21 protein-coding genes and 2 tRNA genes are annotated in these 21,181 nt (G+C 45.4%); 19 read left to right on the forward strand and 4 right to left on the reverse strand.

Going from position 1 to position 21,181, the window contains the following annotated elements:
* Positions 1 to 68 precede the first annotated feature (68 nt).
* The 14 genes from icd (at position 69) to ACYCSE_RS18470 (ending at position 15,605) form a co-directional block, all read left to right on the forward strand.
* Positions 69 to 1,364, forward strand: a complete 1,296-nt coding sequence (gene icd, locus ACYCSE_RS18405; RefSeq protein WP_069291602.1) for an NADP-dependent isocitrate dehydrogenase — start codon at positions 69 to 71, stop codon at positions 1,362 to 1,364.
* Between the two features lie 16 nt (positions 1,365 to 1,380).
* Positions 1,381 to 2,322 (forward strand): malate dehydrogenase, encoded by a 942-nt coding sequence (mdh, locus tag ACYCSE_RS18410; RefSeq protein ID WP_061828678.1) that lies wholly within the window; start codon positions 1,381 to 1,383, stop codon positions 2,320 to 2,322.
* 317 nt (positions 2,323 to 2,639) lie between these two features.
* Positions 2,640 to 3,056 (forward strand): hypothetical protein, encoded by a 417-nt coding sequence (locus ACYCSE_RS18415; RefSeq protein ID WP_459699230.1) that lies wholly within the window; start codon positions 2,640 to 2,642, stop codon positions 3,054 to 3,056.
* Positions 3,057 to 3,277: 221 nt separating this feature from the next.
* Entirely contained in the window at positions 3,278 to 4,147 is an 870-nt protein-coding gene (locus ACYCSE_RS18420) for an SDR family oxidoreductase (protein ID WP_322171998.1), read from the forward strand.
* A gap of 121 nt (positions 4,148 to 4,268) precedes the next feature.
* The gene (pnpS, locus tag ACYCSE_RS18425) at positions 4,269 to 6,071 is read left to right on the forward strand and encodes a two-component system histidine kinase PnpS (protein WP_459699232.1); all 1,803 of its coding nucleotides are present in this window, start codon (positions 4,269 to 4,271) and stop codon (positions 6,069 to 6,071) included.
* A 128-nt stretch (positions 6,072 to 6,199) separates the two neighbouring features.
* A complete protein-coding gene (locus tag ACYCSE_RS18430) occupies positions 6,200 to 6,931 on the forward strand; it encodes a response regulator transcription factor (protein WP_013309604.1) in 732 nt (243 codons plus the stop codon).
* Between the two features lie 159 nt (positions 6,932 to 7,090).
* Entirely contained in the window at positions 7,091 to 8,215 is a 1,125-nt protein-coding gene (locus ACYCSE_RS18435; RefSeq protein WP_459699235.1) for a methyl-accepting chemotaxis protein, read from the forward strand.
* Positions 8,216 to 8,342: 127 nt separating this feature from the next.
* Positions 8,343 to 9,101, forward strand: coding sequence for a phosphate ABC transporter ATP-binding protein PstB (pstB, locus tag ACYCSE_RS18440; protein ID WP_061828674.1), 759 nt, complete (start codon positions 8,343 to 8,345; stop codon positions 9,099 to 9,101).
* Positions 9,102 to 9,140: 39 nt separating this feature from the next.
* Positions 9,141 to 9,800, forward strand: a complete 660-nt coding sequence (phoU, locus tag ACYCSE_RS18445; protein WP_025721993.1) for a phosphate signaling complex protein PhoU — start codon at positions 9,141 to 9,143, stop codon at positions 9,798 to 9,800.
* Positions 9,801 to 9,977: 177 nt separating this feature from the next.
* On the forward strand, positions 9,978 to 12,632 hold the full coding sequence (gene polA / locus ACYCSE_RS18450) for a DNA polymerase I (protein WP_061828673.1): 2,655 nt from the start codon (positions 9,978 to 9,980) through the stop codon (positions 12,630 to 12,632).
* A 71-nt stretch (positions 12,633 to 12,703) separates the two neighbouring features.
* Entirely contained in the window at positions 12,704 to 13,534 is an 831-nt protein-coding gene (gene mutM / locus ACYCSE_RS18455) for a DNA-formamidopyrimidine glycosylase (protein ID WP_061828672.1), read from the forward strand.
* Between the two features lie 111 nt (positions 13,535 to 13,645).
* Entirely contained in the window at positions 13,646 to 14,437 is a 792-nt protein-coding gene (locus tag ACYCSE_RS18460) for an MntP/YtaF family protein (RefSeq protein ID WP_061828671.1), read from the forward strand.
* Positions 14,438 to 14,448: 11 nt separating this feature from the next.
* Positions 14,449 to 15,045 carry a dephospho-CoA kinase gene (coaE, locus tag ACYCSE_RS18465; protein WP_459699239.1) on the forward strand — a complete coding sequence of 199 codons (597 nt, stop codon included), beginning with the start codon at positions 14,449 to 14,451 and terminating at the stop codon, positions 15,043 to 15,045.
* On the forward strand, positions 15,042 to 15,605 hold the full coding sequence (locus tag ACYCSE_RS18470; RefSeq protein ID WP_459699241.1) for a lytic transglycosylase domain-containing protein: 564 nt from the start codon (positions 15,042 to 15,044) through the stop codon (positions 15,603 to 15,605). The genes coaE and ACYCSE_RS18470 overlap by 4 nt, the downstream gene beginning before the upstream one ends.
* Positions 15,606 to 15,723: 118 nt before the next feature.
* Here ACYCSE_RS18470 and ACYCSE_RS18475 read toward each other — a convergent pair whose 3' ends face one another.
* Positions 15,724 to 15,948: an alpha/beta-type small acid-soluble spore protein gene (locus tag ACYCSE_RS18475; RefSeq protein WP_013309613.1), complete on the reverse strand. Its 225-nt coding sequence runs from the start codon at positions 15,946 to 15,948 to the stop codon at positions 15,724 to 15,726.
* A 105-nt stretch (positions 15,949 to 16,053) separates the two neighbouring features.
* Between ACYCSE_RS18475 and nrdR the strand changes: the two genes are divergently transcribed.
* From nrdR to ACYCSE_RS18500, 5 genes are all read left to right on the forward strand, one after another.
* Positions 16,054 to 16,521, forward strand: coding sequence for a transcriptional regulator NrdR (gene nrdR / locus ACYCSE_RS18480; RefSeq protein WP_013309614.1), 468 nt, complete (start codon positions 16,054 to 16,056; stop codon positions 16,519 to 16,521).
* Positions 16,522 to 16,652: 131 nt separating this feature from the next.
* Positions 16,653 to 16,728 (forward strand) — tRNA-Ala (locus ACYCSE_RS18485).
* 12 nt (positions 16,729 to 16,740) lie between these two features.
* A tRNA-Lys gene (locus ACYCSE_RS18490) sits at positions 16,741 to 16,813 on the forward strand.
* Positions 16,814 to 17,264: 451 nt separating this feature from the next.
* Positions 17,265 to 17,531, forward strand: coding sequence for a CD3324 family protein (locus tag ACYCSE_RS18495; RefSeq protein WP_254327787.1), 267 nt, complete (start codon positions 17,265 to 17,267; stop codon positions 17,529 to 17,531).
* 148 nt (positions 17,532 to 17,679) lie between these two features.
* On the forward strand, positions 17,680 to 18,606 hold the full coding sequence (locus ACYCSE_RS18500; protein WP_254327788.1) for a GNAT family N-acetyltransferase: 927 nt from the start codon (positions 17,680 to 17,682) through the stop codon (positions 18,604 to 18,606).
* On the opposite strand, the gene ACYCSE_RS18505 is transcribed toward ACYCSE_RS18500, so the two are convergent.
* From ACYCSE_RS18505 to ACYCSE_RS18515, 3 genes are read right to left on the reverse strand one after another with little or no spacing between them, the layout of a single operon-like run.
* The gene (locus ACYCSE_RS18505) at positions 18,603 to 19,607 is read right to left on the reverse strand and encodes an alpha/beta hydrolase family protein (RefSeq protein WP_459699245.1); all 1,005 of its coding nucleotides are present in this window, start codon (positions 19,605 to 19,607) and stop codon (positions 18,603 to 18,605) included. The genes ACYCSE_RS18500 and ACYCSE_RS18505 overlap by 4 nt on opposite strands.
* Positions 19,604 to 20,254 (reverse strand): GNAT family N-acetyltransferase, encoded by a 651-nt coding sequence (locus tag ACYCSE_RS18510; protein WP_459699247.1) that lies wholly within the window; start codon positions 20,252 to 20,254, stop codon positions 19,604 to 19,606. Before ACYCSE_RS18510 ends, ACYCSE_RS18505 begins: the two co-directional genes overlap by 4 nt.
* Positions 20,255 to 20,271: 17 nt before the next feature.
* Positions 20,272 to 21,027 carry a helix-turn-helix domain-containing protein gene (locus tag ACYCSE_RS18515; RefSeq protein ID WP_459699248.1) on the reverse strand — a complete coding sequence of 252 codons (756 nt, stop codon included), beginning with the start codon at positions 21,025 to 21,027 and terminating at the stop codon, positions 20,272 to 20,274.
* Positions 21,028 to 21,181: the final 154 nt, after the last annotated feature.

The following is a 21,181-nucleotide window of genomic DNA, read 5'->3' on the forward strand; positions in this document are numbered from 1 at the left end:
TTTTGTCTGTGATAAAGATCATGTCTTTCGTCCTGTACCCATTCATATCTGAGGAGGAAAAGGAACTTATGGCGAAATTTGAAAAGTTTGAGCTCCCAACTGAAGGCGAAAAGATTACGATTGATAACGGTCAACTACGGGTTCCGAACCATCCGGTAATTCCGTTTATCGAAGGTGACGGCACGGGTCGCGATATCTGGAAAGCTTCCAAGCGCGTACTGGACGCAGCTGTAGAAAAAGCATATAACGGCAGCAAAAAGATTGCCTGGTATGAAGTATTCGCTGGTGAGAAAGCTTTCAATACATACGGCGAATGGCTCCCTAACGATACTTTGGAAGCCATCCGTGAGTATATTGTAGCCATCAAAGGTCCACTTACGACACCTATTGGCGGTGGTATCCGTTCGTTGAATGTGGCATTGCGGCAAGAACTGGATTTATACGTATGTCTGCGTCCTGTTCGTTATTTTAACGGTGTTCCTTCTCCAGTGAAACGTCCTGAATTGGTAGACATGGTTATTTTCCGTGAGAACACAGAAGATATTTACGCGGGGATCGAGTATGCTGAAGGGTCCGAAGACGTGAAAAAGGTTATTCAGTTCCTCCAACAAGAGCTGGGTGTGAACAAAATTCGTTTCCCTGAAACCTCTGGTATTGGCATTAAGCCAGTTTCTTCCGAGGGTTCAAAGCGTCTGGTACGGGCAGCCATTCAGTATGCTGTTGACCACGGACGCAAGAGTGTCACGCTCGTACACAAAGGTAACATTATGAAATTTACCGAGGGTGCCTTCAAAAACTGGGGTTATGAAGTGGCTGAGGAAGAATTTGCAGATAAAGTATTTACTTGGGCCCAATATGATGTAATCAAGGAAAAAGACGGTGAGGATGCGGCAAATGCAGCTCAAAAAGCAGCTGAAGATGCAGGCAAAATCATTATCAAGGATGCGATTGCTGATATTGCACTTCAGCAAGTACTGACTCGTCCTTCTGAATTTGATGTAATTGCTACGCTCAACCTGAACGGGGACTATCTGTCCGATGCTCTTGCTGCCCAAGTTGGTGGAATTGGTATTGCGCCAGGTGCAAACATTAACTATGTAACAGGGCATGCTATCTTTGAAGCTACACATGGTACAGCTCCAAAATACGCCGACAAAGACGTAGTGAACCCTGGTTCCGTAATTCTGTCGGGCGTAATGTTGCTTGAACACTTGGGTTGGAAAGAAGCGGCTGACCTGATTTACAAAGGGCTGGAGACGTCCATTAATAAGAAGATTGTAACTTATGACTTTGCTCGTCTGATGGATGGTGCTACACAAGTGAAATGCTCCGAGTTCGCAGATACCATTATTAGTAACCTGTAAGGAAGGGGAATACCACTTGTCCATTCAACGTAAAAAAATATCCATTGTTGGCGCCGGTTTTACCGGTGCCACTACCGCATTGCTGCTGGCTCAAAAGGAGCTAGGTGATATCGTACTGATCGATATTCCGCAACTTGAGAATCCGACCAAAGGCAAGGCGCTTGATATTTTGGAGGCCGGTCCGGTACAGGGATTTGACAGCCAGATCACGGGCACTTCCAGTTACGAGGATGCAGCTAACTCGGATATCGTCATTATTACTGCCGGGATTGCACGCAAGCCGGGTATGAGCCGTGATGATTTGGTAAATACGAACGCAGGAATTGTAAAATCCGTTTGTGAGAACGTGAAGAAGTATGCGCCGGATTCTATCGTCATTATTCTGAGTAATCCGGTAGATGCTATGACCTATACTGCCTATCAAACGCTTGGATTCCCGAAAAATCGGGTTATTGGCCAATCAGGTGTGCTGGATACAGCGCGATATTGTACCTTTATTGCACAAGAACTGAACGTTTCCGTCGAAGACGTACGCGGCTTCGTTATGGGTGGTCACGGTGATGATATGGTGCCCCTGGTACGCTATTCCAGCGTTGGAGGTATACCTATCGAAACCCTGATTTCGCAGGAACGTATCGAAGCGATCGTACAACGGACACGCGGTGGTGGCGGTGAGATCGTCAACCTGTTGGGTAATGGTAGCGCATATTATGCCCCGGCAGCTTCGCTTGCACAGATGACAGAAGCGATTGTAAAAGATAAAAAACGGATTATCCCGGTCATTGCCTATCTGGAGGGAGAGTACGGCTATCAGGATTTGTTCCTTGGCGTACCGACACTTCTTGGCGGTAATGGTATCGAAAAAGTGTTCGAGTTGGAATTGACAGCCGAAGAAAAAGCAGCGCTCGATCAATCCGCCGAATCGGTCCGCAGTGTGATTAAAATAGTTACCGTATAGATTCAATTTTCTACTAAAACGGTATACTTTTACTTGAAGAGGTGTTCCCAAGCCATAGTCATGGCCATCGGACACCTCTTTTACTTTTAAACGGAAATAAGGAATCTATTCGTTTTCTTCCTTATTCCTTTGCTTTGGACCACTTCCCCGGTATAATAGAGTTCATATGCATGGATAGTTACATGAGGATTTTGCAAAAATCCTGACATAGAAAAGCATGTCCCAAAACACTGAAAAGATGGTAGTCATTCGTTGGAATATGATCGTTCTATGGAATAAGAGTTTGTAAGAAAACAAAGAAATGGAGGTTGTGAAAAATGTTTTTTATTCACATTATTGGATCACTGGCGATGGGTTTTTATTTATTGCTCCCCTTCGTTGTGGGCAAAATCGACAAATTGGCTCCTAACGTGCAGGAGGGAACGATATCGGCTGTTCAGCTATTAAACCGCTTGGCTCAATTTGCACTGATCCTAGTGCTTGTTAGCGGTATCTATATGATTTTTGCCTGGAATTCTTATTCGGTAGCATGGATCGTTGTTGTTTTGTTGTTGTTTCTTGCCATTTCCGGTATTGCTGGTGCTATGGGTAAGCCATTACGCTTGTCACTGGAAGCGGTTCGTAACCAACAGCCGATTACGCAATACGCTGGTAAAATGCGGATGTTCAGCACGCTGCTGGCTGTCTTCATGATTCTAATTACGATTTTAATGGTATACAGCCATATTATTTAATTATGCATTTTAATCAGCCAATTAAATAATGACGAAGGCTAATGTTAAAAGTTGAATAAAGCGGTCTGTGCTGAATAAGCATAGGCCGTTTTTTTGTGTGCTCAAATAACTACATTTTTCTTTTTTCGTTTAACGAATAACTTTGTGTGGTAAATCAGGAGTAGAGAGGATGCAAATGTTGCATCCTAAAAAAATATCTGATTTTGAAGGGAGAATGTACAATGCCTAAAAGTAATCAACCTCAGCAAACTTTGCCCCCACAGCATCAGGACCAGCAACCGGGGATTGAGTCCAAAATGTCGCCTGCACCTCAGTTTGAAAAACCAACTTATAAAGCCGCTGGCAAGCTAACAGGTAAAGTTGCACTTATTACTGGTGGGGACAGTGGAATTGGACGGGCTGTAGCTGTCACGTATGCCAAAGAAGGTGCGGACGTAGCTATCATCTACTTGAATGAGCATAAGGACGCGGAAGAAACAAAACGTCAGGTAGAGCAGGAGGGGCGCAAATGCGTATTGATTCCTGGCGATATCGGAGATGACCAATTTGCCAAAAAAGCGGTTCAACAGACGGTTAACGAGTTGGGCAAGCTCGACATTGTCGTGAACAATGCGGCAGAGCAACATCCACAACAAAAGCTGGAGGATATCACCAAAGAACAGTTGGAGCGCACGTTCCGTACGAATATTTTCGGTATGTTCTTCCTGACGCAAGCAGCATTGCCGCATTTGAAGAAAGGGAGCGCGATCGTCAACACAACGTCGATTACCGCGTATGCTGGGAATAAGACACTCATTGATTATTCCTCCACCAAAGGGGCAATCACATCATTCACTCGTTCCCTTTCGCTCAATTTGGCGGATCAAGGTATTCGGGTGAACGCTGTAGCACCAGGACCGATCTGGACACCGTTAATCCCGTCTACCTTTGATGCCAAGACAGTCAGCGAATTTGGAGGAGCACAGCCTATGAAGCGCCCGGGTCAGCCGGAAGAATTGGCGCCAGCTTATGTGTACCTTGCTTCAGACGATTCGTCTTATGTAAGCGGGCAGGTTATTCATATCAATGGCGGTGAAGTTGTAAACGGATAAGAGGATAAGGAAAAGGTTGGGGCAGTCTTATGCTCCGGCCTTTTTTTCTTTTCACAGTGGAACATAATGCAGGCAGCCTGTAGAATGAGATTAACTTACATAAAAGGATGGGCAAATTTCTATGAAATCGTTTCGTTTCAGGCTTACCCTGATTATGCTGGTTTTGATTGGCGTATCTGTCCTTGCTGCTGGAATCACGATGGGACAAATCTTTAAAAATTCGAATATGAAGGTGCTAGAGGAGAACATGGGACGGGAGATCGACCTGCTTCGCGCTACATTCCCTTTTGTGAATGCAGATGCCCTGTCCAGTACGGATTATGTCTCTTATTATTCTCAAAAGGCGAAGGAAATTGCCCGTCTGACGGAATCGCGGGTGACCTTCATTCGCAAGGACGGGACGGTGGTTGGCGATTCGTTAAGCGATCCGCGTAAGATGGAAAACCACGCATCTCGTGAAGAAATTCAGCAAGCCTTAACAGAGAGAATCGGACGCACGATTCGTTACAGCGAAACCTTGCAGCGGAACATGCTATACGTTGCAGAGCCTGTTGTATCGGACAAGGGCTTTGACGGATATATCCGTTTGTCCATGAGTCTGAAAGCGGTGGAGGAGGGAGTACGCCGCGGCTGGACGGCTATCGGGATTGGACTCGTGTTGCTATTTCTTGCTGCTGGATTGGTGAGCTATCGTATTGCCCGCAGTCTGACCTCGCCTATTGAGCATATTACAGGGGTAGCCAACCGCATTTCAGGACTGGATTATGACGCAAGGGTTGGTGTGCAGCGCCGGGACGAAGTAGGGCAACTGGGGGAAGCCATTAATCGTATGGCTGACAGTCTCCAAAACCAAATGAAAACGATACGTGACAATGAGGATCTACTCCAGAGCGTCATGAGTAATATGACAGGCGGGATTCTAATGATTGATGCAAGTGAAAGTATTGCGCTTGTAAACCGTGAGTCTGAGCGAATGCTCGGTGTCGTGGGCAAACGGGTGACGGACAAGCCGTATCATGAGCTGAAGAAGCACTATGAGCTCACAAAGCTAATTGAGGGCAGCATACAAAGCCGAGAAAGGCTGCATGGTGAGGTTCATTTGTACAATCCCGAGGAAAGACTCGTGTTGCTGGATGGTGTTCCGATGTATGAGGATGAAGGCGGATACCGGGGGATGCTGTTCCTTTTACAGGATATTACGGCTATTCGACGGTTGGAAAATATGCGGAGCGAATTTGTGGCAAACGTTTCTCATGAGCTAAAAACACCAATTGCCGCAGTCAAGGGTTTCGCCGAGACGTTACTCGGTGGCGGGGTTAAAGATGAAGAGACGGCCCGTTCATTTTTGCAAATTATATATGATGAAAGCGAACGATTGAATCGGCTGATCGGTGACATTTTGGAGCTATCCAAAATTGAATCCAAGCGTTCTCCGCTGGATTGCTCGCCAGTGCACGTTTCGTCGTTCATAGAATCATTGCTGGAAAAACTGAACAATGTAGCTGCCAAAAAAAGAATTACGCTACACATGGATATCCCGGATGAGCTGTTTATGGAGGCAGATGAAGATAAGCTTCAGCAGATTTTCCTGAACCTTTTGTCTAATGGTATCAACTATACACTTGATGGTGGCAAGGTAAAGATTAAGGTTTTAACGATCCAGCGGGAGAATGACACGGAAAAGGTCGTATTTACAGTCAGTGATACAGGTATTGGAATTCCAAAGAAGGACCTGCCACGTATCTTTGAACGCTTTTATCGGGTGGACAAAGGACGCTCGCGCAACTCTGGAGGAACGGGACTGGGATTGTCGATCGTCAAACACTTGGTCGATTTGCATCATGGCACCCTTTCGGTGGAAAGTGAGCTTGGATTGGGTACCACATTTACAGTTGAATTACCGCTATTGCAACAGGAAGAATGAACTATAACCTTTTTTACATTCTGTTAACAATGCCGTGATAAAATAAACGGGTGTCGCATGAGTATGGAAAAGGTTTCAGGATTTTGACCAATGCGCCTTTAACAGGTAAACAGGAGATGAAGTTATTTATGGGACAACGCTTGCTGGTTATTGAGGATGAACCAACGCTTGCCAGATTGCTATCCTACAATTTGATACAAGAAGGCTTCGAAGTGGACACGGAGGATCATGGCAGTGCAGGGTTTGAAAAAGCCTCCAGAGAGTCCTACGATTTGATCCTGCTGGATTTGATGCTGCCGGGAATGAACGGACTGGACATTCTGAGCAGACTTCGCCATCAGGGGCTGACAACGCCTATCATTATTTTAACGGCCAAAAACGGCGAGGCCGAGGTTGTCCAAGGGCTGAAGTCGGGTGCAGATGATTACATCACGAAGCCTTTTGGCGTTTCTGAGCTGTTGGCCCGTGTAACGGCTGTGCTGCGAAGAACTTCCGGCGGGGATGAAGGAGTGCTGTCTGATCAGAAAGATAGCTCCAAAATTCAACTGGGCGAGCTGGAGATTTACCCTGAGAAATATGAGGTCATTCTTGGAGGTCAGTCCATTAGCCTCAGACCAAAGGAATTTGAGGTACTTCTTTATTTGTCCCGCAAGCCGGGTGTGGTATTGACTCGGGATGATCTGATGAATGCTGTTTGGGGTTTTGACTACATTGGCGGTCAACGAACCGTGGATGTGCACGTCAGTTCCTTACGTAAAAAGCTGGAGCTGGATCCCGACTCGGTTCATATCGATTCGATCCGTGGAGTGGGGTACAAGCTGGTTGTAAATAAAAAAAGAAGCGCTTCTCATTTATTATAAATGAGGAGCGTTTTTCTTTATCCAGGGAAGTGTCTGACGACTTTTGTGTCCATTTCGTGATTTTACATTTCATTAACAAAAATAGACGCTAGAATCAACAAATGACCGATATGATGTTCCCGTCACTCCAAGTAGTTAAAAAAAGGGGACTTCAGAACGATGATAACGGAACCAAAGACCCAGCCGAGTTCCACTGCCGTGATTGAACGTGAAGCATACAAGCCGATTACTACCTATGTGCCATGCCGGGAGGTTCCGATCATTGGTACGGATATGACTTGTAAAGAACTGTTAGCACTTATGAAAACACAGGAGGATATTCCTTGTGTCATTGTTGTGGATAAAAATGATCTTCCACTGGGCATTATTATGAGAGATGCGTATAATCGCCATTTTACGGGGAGATTTGCTGCGGCGTTGTTTTATGACAAGCCTGCGGCCATATTTGCCGACCCCGATACATTAATTGTGGATCTGAAAAGCCAGGCATCGGACATTGTGGAACTGGCGATGCTACGCGAAGATCAGCGTTTTTACGATTGTGTGTTGATTAAGGAAGGAACACGGTTACTTGGCGTGCTCACAATTCGTGATATCCTGTCCGTCGTGCAGCGAATGCAAAGAGAAGCAGACGAAGAGCGGGGCGATGTGATTCGGCATAGCTATGACGGAGTCCAGCGTATTCAGCTCACTGTGCTGGATGCAGCTAAAGAGGCCGACGACAGTGTGCGGCTAACCCGCTCAATGAGTGAATTATCCCGTCGTGGAAAAGTAGAACTGGAGGATGTTTTGCTCTCCTATCGTGCAGTCACGGAGCAAATGAAGCGCCAGCATGAGCAGATGACGGCGTTGACCCAATCGCTGAATGACATTGCGAACATGGCCTCATCCATTCGTGCACTGGCAGATCACAGCGGACTGCTAGCGATCAACGCGTCCATTGAAGCGGCGCATGCTGGCGAACACGGACGAGGCTTCCAGATTGTGTCTCAGGAAGTGCGGAATATGTCACTCCAGACGAAAGCCTTTTCCACGCAGATTACAGGCTTACTCACCCATATCGAGCAAATGCTGCGTGACACCGCTGAACTGACGGATACGAGTATGCAGCAGATTCATACAGGCTCTCAATATATTTCTGCCGGAACACAAACTTTTGCCAAACTACTGCAGGCTGTCAACGAAATTGAAGCCAAAAACAGCGAAATGTCCCGTTCCGCAGAGGAAGCGGCTTTGAATGCAGCCGAAATTGCGCAGGAGCTTGAGCTCATGCTAAGTTCTTGATCATTTTACATACCGTTAACAAATCCACCACACTAAATTTACACACAGCTTATATAATCTTCATATTGTGCAAATCAGGTGCAATGCTTGAGGATCATAACTGCAACACGAAGGAGATCATAAATCCATGAATGATTCCGTAATCCGGATCGATAAGCTGAATTTATATTATGAGAAATTTCACGCGCTGAAACATATAAACCTCGATATTCCTGAAAAAACGGTAACTGCCTTCATCGGCCCGTCCGGCTGCGGCAAATCAACCCTGCTGCGTACGCTGAACCGGATGAATGACATGATACCGGGAACGCGTATTGAAGGCACTGTGAGTATCGCAGGTCAGGATATATACGGCGATACTATGGAAGTAGAAACTCTGCGTAAGCAGGTGGGAATGGTTTTTCAACAGCCTAACCCATTTCCCAAATCCATTTATGATAACGTGGCCTACGGTCCGCGTCTGCATGGAATTCGGCAAAAGGACAAGTTGGACGAATTGGTTGAGCAAAGCCTGCGGCAGGCGGCACTCTGGGAAGAGGTCAAGGATTTTCTGAAGCGTTCTGCTCTGAGTTTATCCGGTGGACAACAGCAACGGTTGTGTATTGCCCGGGCGCTTGCTGTACAGCCAGATATTTTGCTTATGGACGAGGCGACATCTGCGCTGGATCCGATCTCCACGATGAAAATTGAAGAACTGGTTCAGGAATTGCGAGACACGTATACCATTGTCATGGTGACGCATAACATGCATCAGGCAGCGCGTGTGTCCGGTCGAACTGCGTTCTTTTTGAATGGTGTTGTGGTGGAAGCGGCGGATACACAGACGATGTTTTCCACGCCGCAAGATTCACGTACGGAAGATTATATTTCAGGGCGATTTGGCTAAAGCCTACCAGATGAATATGCCAGAAGGGGTGACTTCGAAATGATACGTAGAAAAGGTTTTGATGAAGGGTTAGATGAACTGAGAGCCGTACTGCGCGAAATGGGTGCACACGTTTCGAAGGCGCTCGATCAGGCCATTGAATGTTTGCAGACCAAAAATACAGAATTGGCTCAGCAGGTGGTCAAAAATGATGCATCCCTTAATACGCTGGAAGAGAATATTCTCGATATGGGTTCCAAGCTCATTATCACCCAGCAGCCGGTAGCGAAGGATTTGCGCCGGATCATTGTTGCATTTAAAATTTCCAGTGATCTGGAACGAATGGGCGATTTGGCGCTTGATATTGCCAAGGTGACACTTCGCTTGGAAGGGCAGCAGATCATTAAGCCGCTGGTGGATATTCCGCACATGGCTTCCATTGTTAAAGAAATGATAGATGATGCGATCAAATCCTATTTGGATGAAAATACAGATCTGGCCTACAAAATGGCCAAAGAGGATGATCGTGTGGATTCCATGTATAGCCACATGATCAGCGATCTGTATGCCTTTATGGTAGAAAAGCCGGCAGAGGCTTCACAAGCCATGCTGCAGTTGCTTGTAGGACGATACATTGAACGAATTGGTGACCATGCTACGAATATCGGTGAAAGCACTGTATATCTCGTGACAGGGGAGAGACCAGATTTGAACCAGTAGAGCTTTCAGGTATATAGCGGTTGTTTCTGACCCAGACTTGTCTTTGAGCAAAAGGCAAATTTGGTTAGGAAGCAGCCGTTTTTTTCTGAAAAAGGAGTCTTGTATGTTAAGATAGGAAGAGGAATGCGTAAAACGTAAGAACGTTACGAATGCATTGATGAACTTGCGAGGTGCTAAATGGATAAACTCATGCTTATAGATGGCAACAGTATCATTTACCGGGCGTTTTTTGCTATGCCACCGTTAACGAATTCGAGCGGGCAGCAGACGAACGCGGTGTACGGATTTACGACGATGTTATTGCGGCTCTTGGAGGAGCACAAACCAACACATATTCTGGTTGCCTTCGATGCCGGTAAAATAACGTTTCGCCATAAAGGATACGAGGATTACAAAGGTGGACGGGAGAAAACACCGCCAGAGCTGTCCCAGCAATTTCCGTTGCTGAAAGAGCTATTGACCGCTTTCGGCATTGCTCAGTTTGAACTGGATGGCTATGAGGCGGACGATATTATAGGCACCCTCTCCAAGACAGCGGACGAAGCCGGTTTCAATGTGCTGGTCGTGACCGGGGACAAGGATATGCTTCAATTGGCTTCAGATCATGTCACAGTCGGCTTGACCCGCAAAGGGGTTACTGAGGTGGAGACGTATGGACCTGAGCAAATTCAGGAACGATATGGCCTGAAGCCGCTGCAAATTATTGACCTTAAGGGTCTAATGGGTGATACGTCGGATAATATTCCAGGCATTCCAGGCGTAGGTGAAAAAACAGCGCTCAAGCTGCTTCATCAATATGGTTCAGTGGAAGAGGTGCTGGCGCACACGAATGAGCTGAAGGGCAAAATGAAAGAACGCGTAGAGACACATGCTGATGATGCGCGAATGAGCAAAGATTTGGCGACCATTTATCGGGATGTAACGTTGGACAAGCAGCTGGAAGATGTGGCCTTTGGCGGGCTGCAAGCAGAAACGGCCGGGCCAGCTCTGGCGAAGCTAGAGTTCAAGTCCTTGCTGGAGCGTTTATCCTTTTCAGGTGAGGTTGGCAGTACTGGGGTAGACGTAGAGGAAGCCGCGGCTGACGTAACAGTGCTGGATGAGCAGCGGATTAGCGAATTGGTAGAAGTGTTGGATCATGTGGATGTGCTGCATGTTGAGACGCATGGTGATAATCCGCATCATGCTGACATCGTAGGTCTGATATTTGCCGCAACGGGACAGCAGTTTTTTATGACACTGGATGTACTGCAAAGCGATGCAGCTTCATCTATTCGCGAATGGCTTGCTGACCCTGAACGCAAAAAACGTGGTCATGATCTGCATCGTACGGATTTGGCTTTACACTGGCATGGAATTACGTTTGCAGGTGCCGAGTTTGATGTGCAACTGGCAGGGTACTTGCTGGACCCGACCGATGCAAACCAGACATTGAGCGGATTGGCAGCCAAATATGGTTTGTCTTCGATCCGTCCAGACGAAGAAGTGTTCGGTAAAGGAGCTAAATATAAAGTCCCTGATGTGGATGTACTGTCCGATCATGTGGCGCGTAAGGCAGCGGTGATTGAAGCTTTGGTGCCTGTACAGCAGGCGGAGCTGGAAAAAACGGAAATGCACAAGCTGTTTCATGAGCTGGAGATGCCGTTGTCCCGCATTTTAGCGGATATGGAGAAGCAGGGCATCTTGGTGAACGTAGAAGAACTACGCGCTTTGGGGAAAGAATTTGAAGCCCAGATTGCAACGTTGGTGGGTGAAATCTACAGCATTGCCGGAGTAGAGTTCAATCTGAATTCACCCAAGCAGTTGGGTGAGATTTTGTTTGATAAACTGGGTTTACCTGTCATTAAAAAGACGAAAACGGGGTACTCGACCGATGCAGAGGTATTGGAAAAGCTGGCCCCCTATCATGATATTGTGCAAAATATTTTGCAGTACCGCACCATTGCCAAACTCCAATCGACGTATGTCGAAGGATTGCTGAAAGAAATTTCGGAGAAAACGGGTAAGGTGCATACGTATTTCCGGCAGACCGTTGCAGCAACTGGACGCTTGAGCAGTCAATTTCCGAATTTGCAAAACATCCCGATTCGTCTCGAAGAAGGACGCAAAATTCGCAAAGTATTTGTTCCGTCCGAACCGGGCTGGTCTATTTTGGCGGCAGACTACTCACAGATCGAGCTGCGGGTGCTGGCTGATATTTCGGATGATGAACGTTTGAAGGAGGCCTTTGTCCACGATATGGACATCCATACCAAGACCGCATCCGATGTGTTTGGGGTAGCAGCAGAAGATGTGGACTCCAATATGCGGCGTTCTGCGAAGGCAGTCAACTTTGGGATTGTCTATGGGATCAGTGATTATGGTCTGTCACAAAATTTGAATATTACGCGGAAGGAAGCGGCTCGTTTTATCGACCAGTATTTTGATGTGTTCCAAGGCGTTCGCCGTTACATGGATGATATTGTGAAGGATGCGAAGCGGGACGGCTACGTAAAAACGCTGTTGGAACGCAGACGCTATTTGCCGGAGATTAACGCCAGCAATTTCAACCTGCGTTCATTCGCTGAGCGTACAGCGATGAATACGCCGATTCAAGGTACCGCAGCCGATATTATCAAGTTGGCGATGGTACAGATGGATGAGGCCTTACGTGAACGTAAACTTCGCAGCAGAATGCTGCTCCAAGTACATGATGAGCTTGTGTTCGAGGTTCCGCCTGAGGAAATGGAAACGATGAAAGAGCTTGTCCCGGCTACCATGGAAGCCGCATTAAAGCTGGCTGTGCCGCTCAAAGCCGAAGTAAGCTATGGCAGCAATTGGTATGAGGCCAAGTAATATATTTCAATGAGTAGATAGTCCCAATTTGACGTTGCTTCCGTTATAATATAGGGTGAGGTGAAGACATCATGCCGGAATTACCGGAAGTAGAAACAATTAAACGAACGCTAAACGAGCTTATCGTTGATAAACATATAGATCATGTCACCGTTAATTTGCCGCGGATCATTCAACGGCCCGATGATATCCACGCTTTTGCGATGGAATTGGCCGATCACCGGATTACAGGGGTTGAGAGACGCGGAAAGTTTCTGCGGATTTTGCTGGACGGGCTGGTGCTGGTCTCCCATCTTCGAATGGAAGGGCGATATGGATTGTATTCGCAACATGATCCTGTGGAAAAGCATACCCATGTCATCTTTCATTTTAAAGATGGTACGGAGCTGCGTTATCAGGATGTGCGCCAGTTTGGCACAATGCACTTATTTCCGGCAGGACAGGATTTGCTGGAAAAGCCGCTGAACAAGCTCGGTTTGGAACCGATGGACGAGGCCTTTACACCCGAAATGCTGCGTGTCGCTGTTGGAACTCGTTCGACTTCGATCAAGGCAGCGCTGTTAAACCAGTCATATGTGGTGGGCATCGGGAATATTTATGTAGATGAATCGTTGTTTAAGGCGGGGATTCATCCAGCACAGCCAGCCAAAAGCCTAACGGATAGCCAATTTCATGTCTTGCATGAAGCTATTGTCTCCACGCTGGGTGCGTCGATTCAGGTTGGAGGCTCGTCCATTAAATCGTTCGTTAATGGACAGGGTAAAACGGGCGACTTCCAGCATCAATTGCAAATCTATGGACGTAACGCGAAGCCTTGCGTTAACTGTGGCACATTGATCGAAAAATCTGTCGTAGCCGGACGTGGCACACATCATTGTCCGGTCTGCCAGCCTCTGCGCTAAACAGGCACAGTCACCCCAAGCCCATCCCTCTCATATATTGTTCCAAGTACCAATACTGCGGAGGGTTTCGGTTGTTATAAGGCCTTGCCTTCGCAATGGGAGGGAATTGGAGTGGCTAATCATTGGGGAGCCCTGCTGTTACTGGCATTTGCGCTAAGTTTGGACAGTTTCGGAGTCGGTGTTACATATGGTCTGCGCAAAATGAAAATTCCACTGTTGTCGATTGCTATCATCTCCGTATGTTCAGGTTTGGTGATCGGCATATCCATGCAATTGGGCGCATTACTATCTCATGTTCTGTCTCCTGTATATACGACCGTTTTTGGCGCTGTCATCCTGATCTGTATCGGCTGTTACTCTTTGATTCAAGCTCTGCACCGCAAAGAGGATTCGCCAGAGGATTCAGCGGAAGCCTCTCGGCGGCTGCTTCTTACAGAACAGACTGATCCAGTGAGCAGATATTTTCTTGGAGAGAAAAAGAGTATAGAGGATGCTGATACAGAGTCTTTCCTTAGCTCAAGAAAAGATCTGTCGGCAGAAGCTTCTGTGGAGCAGCAGGAGCGAACGCTATTTTCTCTGGAGTTCCGCAAATGGGGACTTGTTATTCGGATTCTTCGAAGTCCGTCTGCTGCGGATATGGACCGTTCCGGCAGTATATCTGCTACCGAAGCGGTTTGGCTGGGCATTGCATTATCGGTCGATGCGTTCGGAGCGGGACTCGGGGCAGCTATGCTTGGTTTTCAGCCACTGTCTACTGCGCTGGCTATTACGTTATTCAGTGGAACATTTTTGATTGCAGGGATGAAGGCAGGCTTCTTTCTATCAGCATTTCGATTTATGAAGGCGCTGGGTGTATTGCCGGCATTATTACTGATTATGATGGGCATATTGAAGCTGTTATGAGGTGAAAGAGCATGAATATCGGATTAACCGGAGGTATTGCTACCGGAAAAAGCACCGTGTCGGCTCTTTTGGTCGCCAAAGGTGCGCTGCTGATCGACGCAGATGCCATTGCCCGGGAAGTCATGCTTCCGGGGCATCCGGTGCTGGCGGCGGTCATACAGCATTTTGGACAAGCTATAGTGAACAATGACGGAACCCTGCACCGCAAAAAACTGGGTGAGATTGTATTCGGAGACCCTGCCCAGCGGCAGGCACTTAACGATATTACACATCCTGCTATTCGTGAGGAAATGCGTATGCGCATGGAAGCATATGAACGGGAACAGCCGGACAAGCTTGTTTTGGCAGATATCCCGTTATTGTACGAGTCCGGGCTGGAGAGCTTGTACGAGGAGATTATGGTTGTGTACGTACCACGTGATATTCAGCTCCAGCGTCTGATGCTCAGAGACGGTCTGACGGAGGAGCAAGCTGGACTTAGGCTGTCCGCACAAATGGATATTGAACAAAAGAAAAGCTTGGCCGATATCGTTATCGATAATAGCGGAGCACAGACTGAGACGAAACGACAAATTGATCAATTTTGGCAGCGGAAGGGACTTGCATGAACATTTTGCGAAAGAAAAGAGTCCTGCTCACTTTGTTTGTCGGGTTTGTCCTGATCCTGTTCCTTAATTCAAATTGGATGTCCTGGTTCTATCCAATTCAATATAAGGATGAGATTCGGCAGTATTCACAAACGTATGAAGTGGACCCATTTTTGGTGGCGTCTATTATCCGCGTAGAAACCAATTTTAAAACCAGCAAGCAGTCGCATAAGGGTGCACTGGGCCTGATGCAGATTATGCCGAATACGGCAATTTGGATTATGGACAGCGCCCAGATTCAAAAGGTTCCGCTGGAGAGTGTCAAGCACGAGCCTGGCACCAATATTGAGCTGGGAACCTGGTATTTGCATAACCTATCCATGAAGTTTCAGGATAATCCTATAGCAATCGTAGCTGCTTACAATGCAGGGCCAGGGAAAGTTCAGGAGTGGCTAGATAAGGGAGTGTGGGATGGAAAAGAAGAGTCCATTAAGCAAATCCCTTTTGGTGAGACACGACATTATGTACAGCGGGTCATTTATTACTACAGGCAATACACGAAAATTTATAATGATTTTTAAATGACAAGTTCATGACATGATGAGCCTTTTTGCTTTAAAATGAAAAAAGCGCAGGACAGGCTGTTTTTAGCAGCCCATCCATACACTTTATCTTGTTATTTCTGCATTATTACCGCGATTATTGGTATTGACCTGCCAATTGTTGTTCGGCGATCGTTACGAGGCGTTTTGTGATGTAGCCCCCGATCGAACCGTTCTCATAGGAAGTCATGTTACCTTGGTATCCATCTTGAGGAATGCTGATACCCAGCTCTTGAGCGATTTCATATTTCATTTGCTCCAGAGCGCCGGAGGATCTGCTGACTACCAGATTGTTGGAGTTGCCATTGTTTCCTTGTGCCATTGTTGTTCACCTCCTCGCGATATGGTAAACATATTATGATCCGTTTTGACAAAATTATTACTAAGAATCTTCGGGAATTTATTGGAAAAAGAAAGTGGTGAGATTATGAAATGTCCGTATTGTGCCTACAACGGCACGAAAGTGTTGGATTCGCGACCTGCGAATGATAACAAGTCCATCCGTCGTCGCCGTGAATGTGAACAGTGTGCCAGGCGTTTTACCACCTTTGAAATGGTGGAGGAAACGCCGCTCATGGTTATCAAAAAAGACGGCAGCCGTGAAGAGTTTAGTCGTGATAAAATGCTGCGCGGTCTCATTCGGGCCTGCGAGAAGCGCCCAGTATCCGTCGAGCAACTGGATATGATCGTATCCCAGGTAGAGAACGCTATCCGCAACACAGCAGCCACAGAAGTGGATAGCCAGCAGATCGGTGAGCTGGTCATGGAACAGCTTTACCCAGTGGATGAAGTCGCCTACGTACGTTTTGCTTCCGTCTATCGTCAGTTTAAAGACATCAATATGTTTATGAAGGAACTGAAAACATTGTTATCTAAAGATACAGCCAGCGACTGATCGCTGACTGTATCTTTCTTGGGACAAAGTGGGAAGATGATTATATTTTTTTTATAAAAGTATTGACACAGGAATAAAAATTTTATATGATATAGAAGTCGCTTGAAACGTTGAAAAAAATTACTTACGATGGGGCCTTAGCTCAGCTGGGAGAGCGCATCGCTGGCAGCGATGAGGTCAGGGGTTCGATCCCCCTAGGCTCCACCAAACTTTTATTATGGACTCTTAGCTCAGTTGGTAGAGCAGTTGACTCTTAATCAATTGGTCCAGGGTTCGAGTCCCTGAGAGTCCATCCTTTAGAAAAAACGGCAGAGATGCCGTTTTTTTGTTGTTTATAGATCTATTCCCAGTCTAACCGGGAACCGTTATGGGTTGAATGAGCGTGTAACTGACTGCACAGAAAACAGATCCTATAGGAAATAGAAGTCGATACTGAATAGCAACTCATTTTTCGCAAGTGTAGCTTTGATCGTTGTTTCATTGCAGTTTGTATTTTACAATAACATGAGTTAAGTTCCTAATCATTGAACTGAACTAAGTAAAAACTAATGTGATGTCAAAAAGGAGGGGGAACGATGTATCGTATCATTGATTTCGTACTCAATCTGCTCCATGCAAAGCCTGCGAAATAACAAGGCGAAGCTTGGTATGGAGCGAATATATTTCGCCTGTAAGGAATAGTTATTGGCAGACGCAGGCTTTGCCCTTAAAATGTAAAATTTATTTTAAGGAGCGAGCCCTACATGAATTATTTAAAGGCAACTGATCTGCTTCCTGATGATTTGCTTAAGGAAGTACAGCGGTATATACAAGGAGAACTTATTTATATCCCAAGTCGTTCAAGTGAGCGTAGGAGATGGGGAGAAAGCTCAGGCGCGGCCCTTTATTATCTCCTTCGGAATGAAGAGATACGCGCAAGATTCAGCAAGAGGGTGCCCATTGACGAACTCTCAGAACAATACGGACTGTCTGTAGACCGCATTAAGAAAATCGTATACTCCAAAAAATGAAAAATGTGCCCGCAGAGATGATCTGTGGGTTTTTGTTGTCCTTATATATAAGCAGAACGTTACAAACACTTGATAAAAGAACTTGGCATATATCTGAAGTTCCAGAATCTTTACAATAAGGTTATTACAGAAAAGCAGGAGGTAAATAATGAAGTATACTCAGAAAAAATTCGAAACGCATGACTTTTTAAGGATTAGAGATTTTTTGAAACACTCCCTGAAAAGTAGTCCTGATCTTAAAAATTGGTTCATAGATCGCTGGAATTTCTGTAGATATTGGGGACAAATCATGCACAATACATTTGAAACATGGCCTGAAACTGTTGGAATTTGGGAGGATGAACATCAAGAAATTGTTGCTGTTGTTCACCCGGAAGGAGAAGATAACATAGGTGAAGCTTATTTCCAGCTTGCAGATCGTGATTTTTCAAATGAATTTCTAAATGAATTAATAGATTATGCTGAATTGAAATTAGCTTTACATGGTGAGAATGTAGCTACTTTAGATATAATCGTAAACGAGGATGGAGAGCAACTGAAGGAGCTTTTGAAAAAAAGAGAGTACATCTTGCAAGATGGGAAAGAAACGACATCCTGTATGAATGTACCGCATGATGTAAAGCTGGAATTGCCAAACGGGTTTAGAATTGCGGATGCGAATGAAGTTGGGGATTTTGAAAAAGGCTTTGCTCATGGAAGAGCATTCGGGTACTACAAGGGCGATTATCCAGATCATAATGTCGCTGAGCGATGTTATATATCATTGAGAAATGCCCCTGATTATATACCGGAATTCGATGTAGTCATCCTGGATCATAACAATGAAGTGGCTTCTTTCACTACAATCTGGTACGACGAGTTGAATAAAATAGGAATACTGGAGCCGGTAGGTACGATACCTAAGTATAGAAAAACAGGGCTTGGAAGAGCTGTTATTTATGAAGCCATAAAAAGAGTCAAGGACAAAGGTGCAGAAAGAATTTTTGTAGGTTCGGATCAGCCCTTTTATCTGTCGATGGGGTTTTCATTAGCATACTCAAAAGAAATATGGCAAAAAAAGAGCATCATTGTTTAACGCTGACTGACATAATTGGCAAGGATTTTGAGATACTCATCATTCACTAATTTTCTTGGGGCGAATACGGCTGTTAAAAAAGTTAGAGATTTTGAATGTACGATTTTTTCATCCATCATGGAATGGTCGGCTTCAGGTATATGAATCACGGACAGTAGCTCTGCGGGTATTTTCTGGCGATAGACTCGCTCGGTATCCTGTACATCAACATTAATATCTTTGCCAGCCAGAACCAAGAGTACAGGAGAATGGAAGTGACTTAATTCTGCGGTGGAATCAGACCGAAAATTTTTGCCTATAAAGCTCCATCTTTCTTTGGAGATCATATCCTCAGGATCGGCTATGCTTAGGTATTCTTCATAAGAAGCATGTTTTTTCAGTAACTGTAGAATCTCTTGATCGTAGTTCAATGTCTTTTGAATTTCTTGCGGAGTAGCTCCTTCTTGCTCCATTTCTTTTCTGGTATTAAATTGTCCTTGGGAAATCCAGTTCACGGCAGGCGATACAAGGATGCTGAATGCAATATCATGTTCCTCTTTAACGATCTTCGGAATGACCCATCCTGCTTGACTGGCTCCCCATAGGCCGATTTTTTGCGTATCAATCATCGGCAAGGTTCTCGCCCAGTCTATTGCATATCGGATCTCCTGTGCGCGGTCCTCCATGCTTTGATCCAGCCAATTGCCAGGGGCACTATTAATACCGGGCTTATTCAATGACAGGGAGGCATAACCCTTGGAGGCGAACTTTTCCCACAGTGGTTTGTATCCATCATCATATGTGTCATTAATAGGACCATCCCCATGCACAAAAACAACCAATCCAACCTTTTCCGAGTAGTTCTTAGGCAAAGCTAATGTACCTGTTAACAGCCCTTTAGGTGTCGTAATTTGTATTTTTTCTTCCGTCATTTTGTAGGAATTTTGATATAGAACAATGAGTATCAAGGCAACAGCGAGCCCTGCCACAATACCAAGTGTAAGCTTAAATGTTTTTTTCAATGGTGTTCTCTCCTCGAATGTAGGTTCTCTTTCCAACTCATCAGATGCCATACAGGCTCCTTGAACCAAAAATGCCGTAACCCATTATACTTAGATTGTTCTACTTCAAACGCCAGTTTGTGATACAAACGGATAGCCCCTTGGTTCTTATACGCTACATGAAGCGTCAATGTATGAAAACCAGATTCAACCGTAAATTGCTGTGCGAAAGCTAGAAGACGGCGTCCTATTCCCTGGTTACGATGACTTGAACGAATTGCCAGATGATCAATGTAACACTCATTTGTAGCGGGGGTATACTCCAGCGCATGCATACCTGTCAAAAATTTAAATACATTGAAACAACCAAACTGTTTTAGGAGCGGAGCTAAAGAAATGGGGTTTGTTTCAGGAAGGGAAGAGGAGGAGGATTTCCATTTAAGGGAAAGAACACCGACAACATCTTCGTTTTCTTTGGCTACAAATTGTTTCATAGATGTAGAATAAGGATTTTGAACCCAAACCTGCATTAACAATTGATGTATAGCTTGATCCTCCAGTGTAACAAGAGATTGGAATTTTGCTTTAAACGATTCGACTAAAAGACTGCAAACGGCTTCATGGTCTTGTTTCTGGTATGCAACAATGTCAAAGGATTTTGCACTCATGTAACGCCCTCCAAGATTTATTCTACTTTAACCTGAATTTCGTATTGCAGCTTGTTGTTGTCGAACATCGAAAGATAAGATTTTTCTACTAGGACAATCTTGCTTTGGCAGTTATATTGGTGATGAGCTACATATCGTTCCATTTGTTTAATTTCATAATCAATCTCAGGCTCTTCAATGACGGAAAGATGCTTATAAAGATAGTTGCCTTCTTCCAGGATATAGTCAGCCACATCCGCCGTTTCATAACATAGCTTCGCCTGTCCGGCATCAGACAAGTAATGCAGGTCATTTTCAAATAATCGAGGTGGGGCCGGGCGGTGTTTAAATAAGTTTCCGGCAGTAAGCTCTTGACCATTCTCCAATGCAAACCATAGCTTTAAATGACGGGGACCTAATCGTTTGACCTGATATTCATCATTTCGCTGAGTCAGGCTATCATGTTCTTCTAGCACTTTGTGAATAAACTGTTCATGCATTTTCAAGTTAGCTATTTCAGCCTGTACCTTCTGCAACGAATGCTCTAAAAGCCGGTTATAATCATCCGCAGCATAGGAAGTCATACATTCTAGAATCTGGCCGACAGGGACGTTTAATTTGCGTAATAATAAAATATGCGAAAGCTGATAAATCTCATGAAGCCCGTACATCCGATATTGATTTTCTTCTGTATGTGATGGATACAGGACTCCCTTTTCTTCATAATAACGCAGTTGATGTACAGATACATTCATGAGCTGAGCAAGCTGGCTGATCGTAATGTGTTCTTTCAATGACAGGACTCCTTACTGATAGTTGAATAACTCCACTATAAACCTTAGGTCAGACCTAGGGTCAATAGAAAATATCAAATCAAATCTTGGATAGGCATAGGTGTCGAGCATTTGATGCCCACACCAAGGGGGGAGACTGGAGAGTTTACCTGTC

Source organism: Paenibacillus sp. SEL1, from assembly GCF_054602535.1.

Bases quoted from the DNA above. Each gene is read 5' to 3' on its own strand.
- ACYCSE_RS18495 (WP_254327787.1), top strand. From the start codon at position 17,265: ATGAATTATTTAAAGGCAACTGATCTGCTTCCTGATGATTTGCTTAAG.
- ACYCSE_RS18420 (WP_322171998.1), top strand. From the start codon at position 3,278: ATGCCTAAAAGTAATCAACCTCAGCAAACTTTGCCCCCACAGCATCAG.
- ACYCSE_RS18415 (WP_459699230.1), top strand. From the start codon at position 2,640: ATGTTTTTTATTCACATTATTGGATCACTGGCGATGGGTTTTTATTTA.
- polA (WP_061828673.1), top strand. From the start codon at position 9,978: ATGGATAAACTCATGCTTATAGATGGCAACAGTATCATTTACCGGGCG.
- ACYCSE_RS18470 (WP_459699241.1), top strand. From the start codon at position 15,042: ATGAACATTTTGCGAAAGAAAAGAGTCCTGCTCACTTTGTTTGTCGGG.
- ACYCSE_RS18435 (WP_459699235.1), top strand. From the start codon at position 7,091: ATGATAACGGAACCAAAGACCCAGCCGAGTTCCACTGCCGTGATTGAA.
- ACYCSE_RS18500 (WP_254327788.1), top strand. From the start codon at position 17,680: ATGAAGTATACTCAGAAAAAATTCGAAACGCATGACTTTTTAAGGATT.
- icd (WP_069291602.1), top strand. From the start codon at position 69: ATGGCGAAATTTGAAAAGTTTGAGCTCCCAACTGAAGGCGAAAAGATT.
- coaE (WP_459699239.1), top strand. From the start codon at position 14,449: ATGAATATCGGATTAACCGGAGGTATTGCTACCGGAAAAAGCACCGTG.
- phoU (WP_025721993.1), top strand. From the start codon at position 9,141: ATGATACGTAGAAAAGGTTTTGATGAAGGGTTAGATGAACTGAGAGCC.
- pstB (WP_061828674.1), top strand. From the start codon at position 8,343: ATGAATGATTCCGTAATCCGGATCGATAAGCTGAATTTATATTATGAG.
- ACYCSE_RS18475 (WP_013309613.1), bottom strand. From the start codon at position 15,948: ATGGCACAAGGAAACAATGGCAACTCCAACAATCTGGTAGTCAGCAGA.
- nrdR (WP_013309614.1), top strand. From the start codon at position 16,054: ATGAAATGTCCGTATTGTGCCTACAACGGCACGAAAGTGTTGGATTCG.
- mutM (WP_061828672.1), top strand. From the start codon at position 12,704: ATGCCGGAATTACCGGAAGTAGAAACAATTAAACGAACGCTAAACGAG.
- ACYCSE_RS18430 (WP_013309604.1), top strand. From the start codon at position 6,200: ATGGGACAACGCTTGCTGGTTATTGAGGATGAACCAACGCTTGCCAGA.
- pnpS (WP_459699232.1), top strand. From the start codon at position 4,269: ATGAAATCGTTTCGTTTCAGGCTTACCCTGATTATGCTGGTTTTGATT.
- ACYCSE_RS18510 (WP_459699247.1), bottom strand. From the start codon at position 20,254: ATGAGTGCAAAATCCTTTGACATTGTTGCATACCAGAAACAAGACCAT.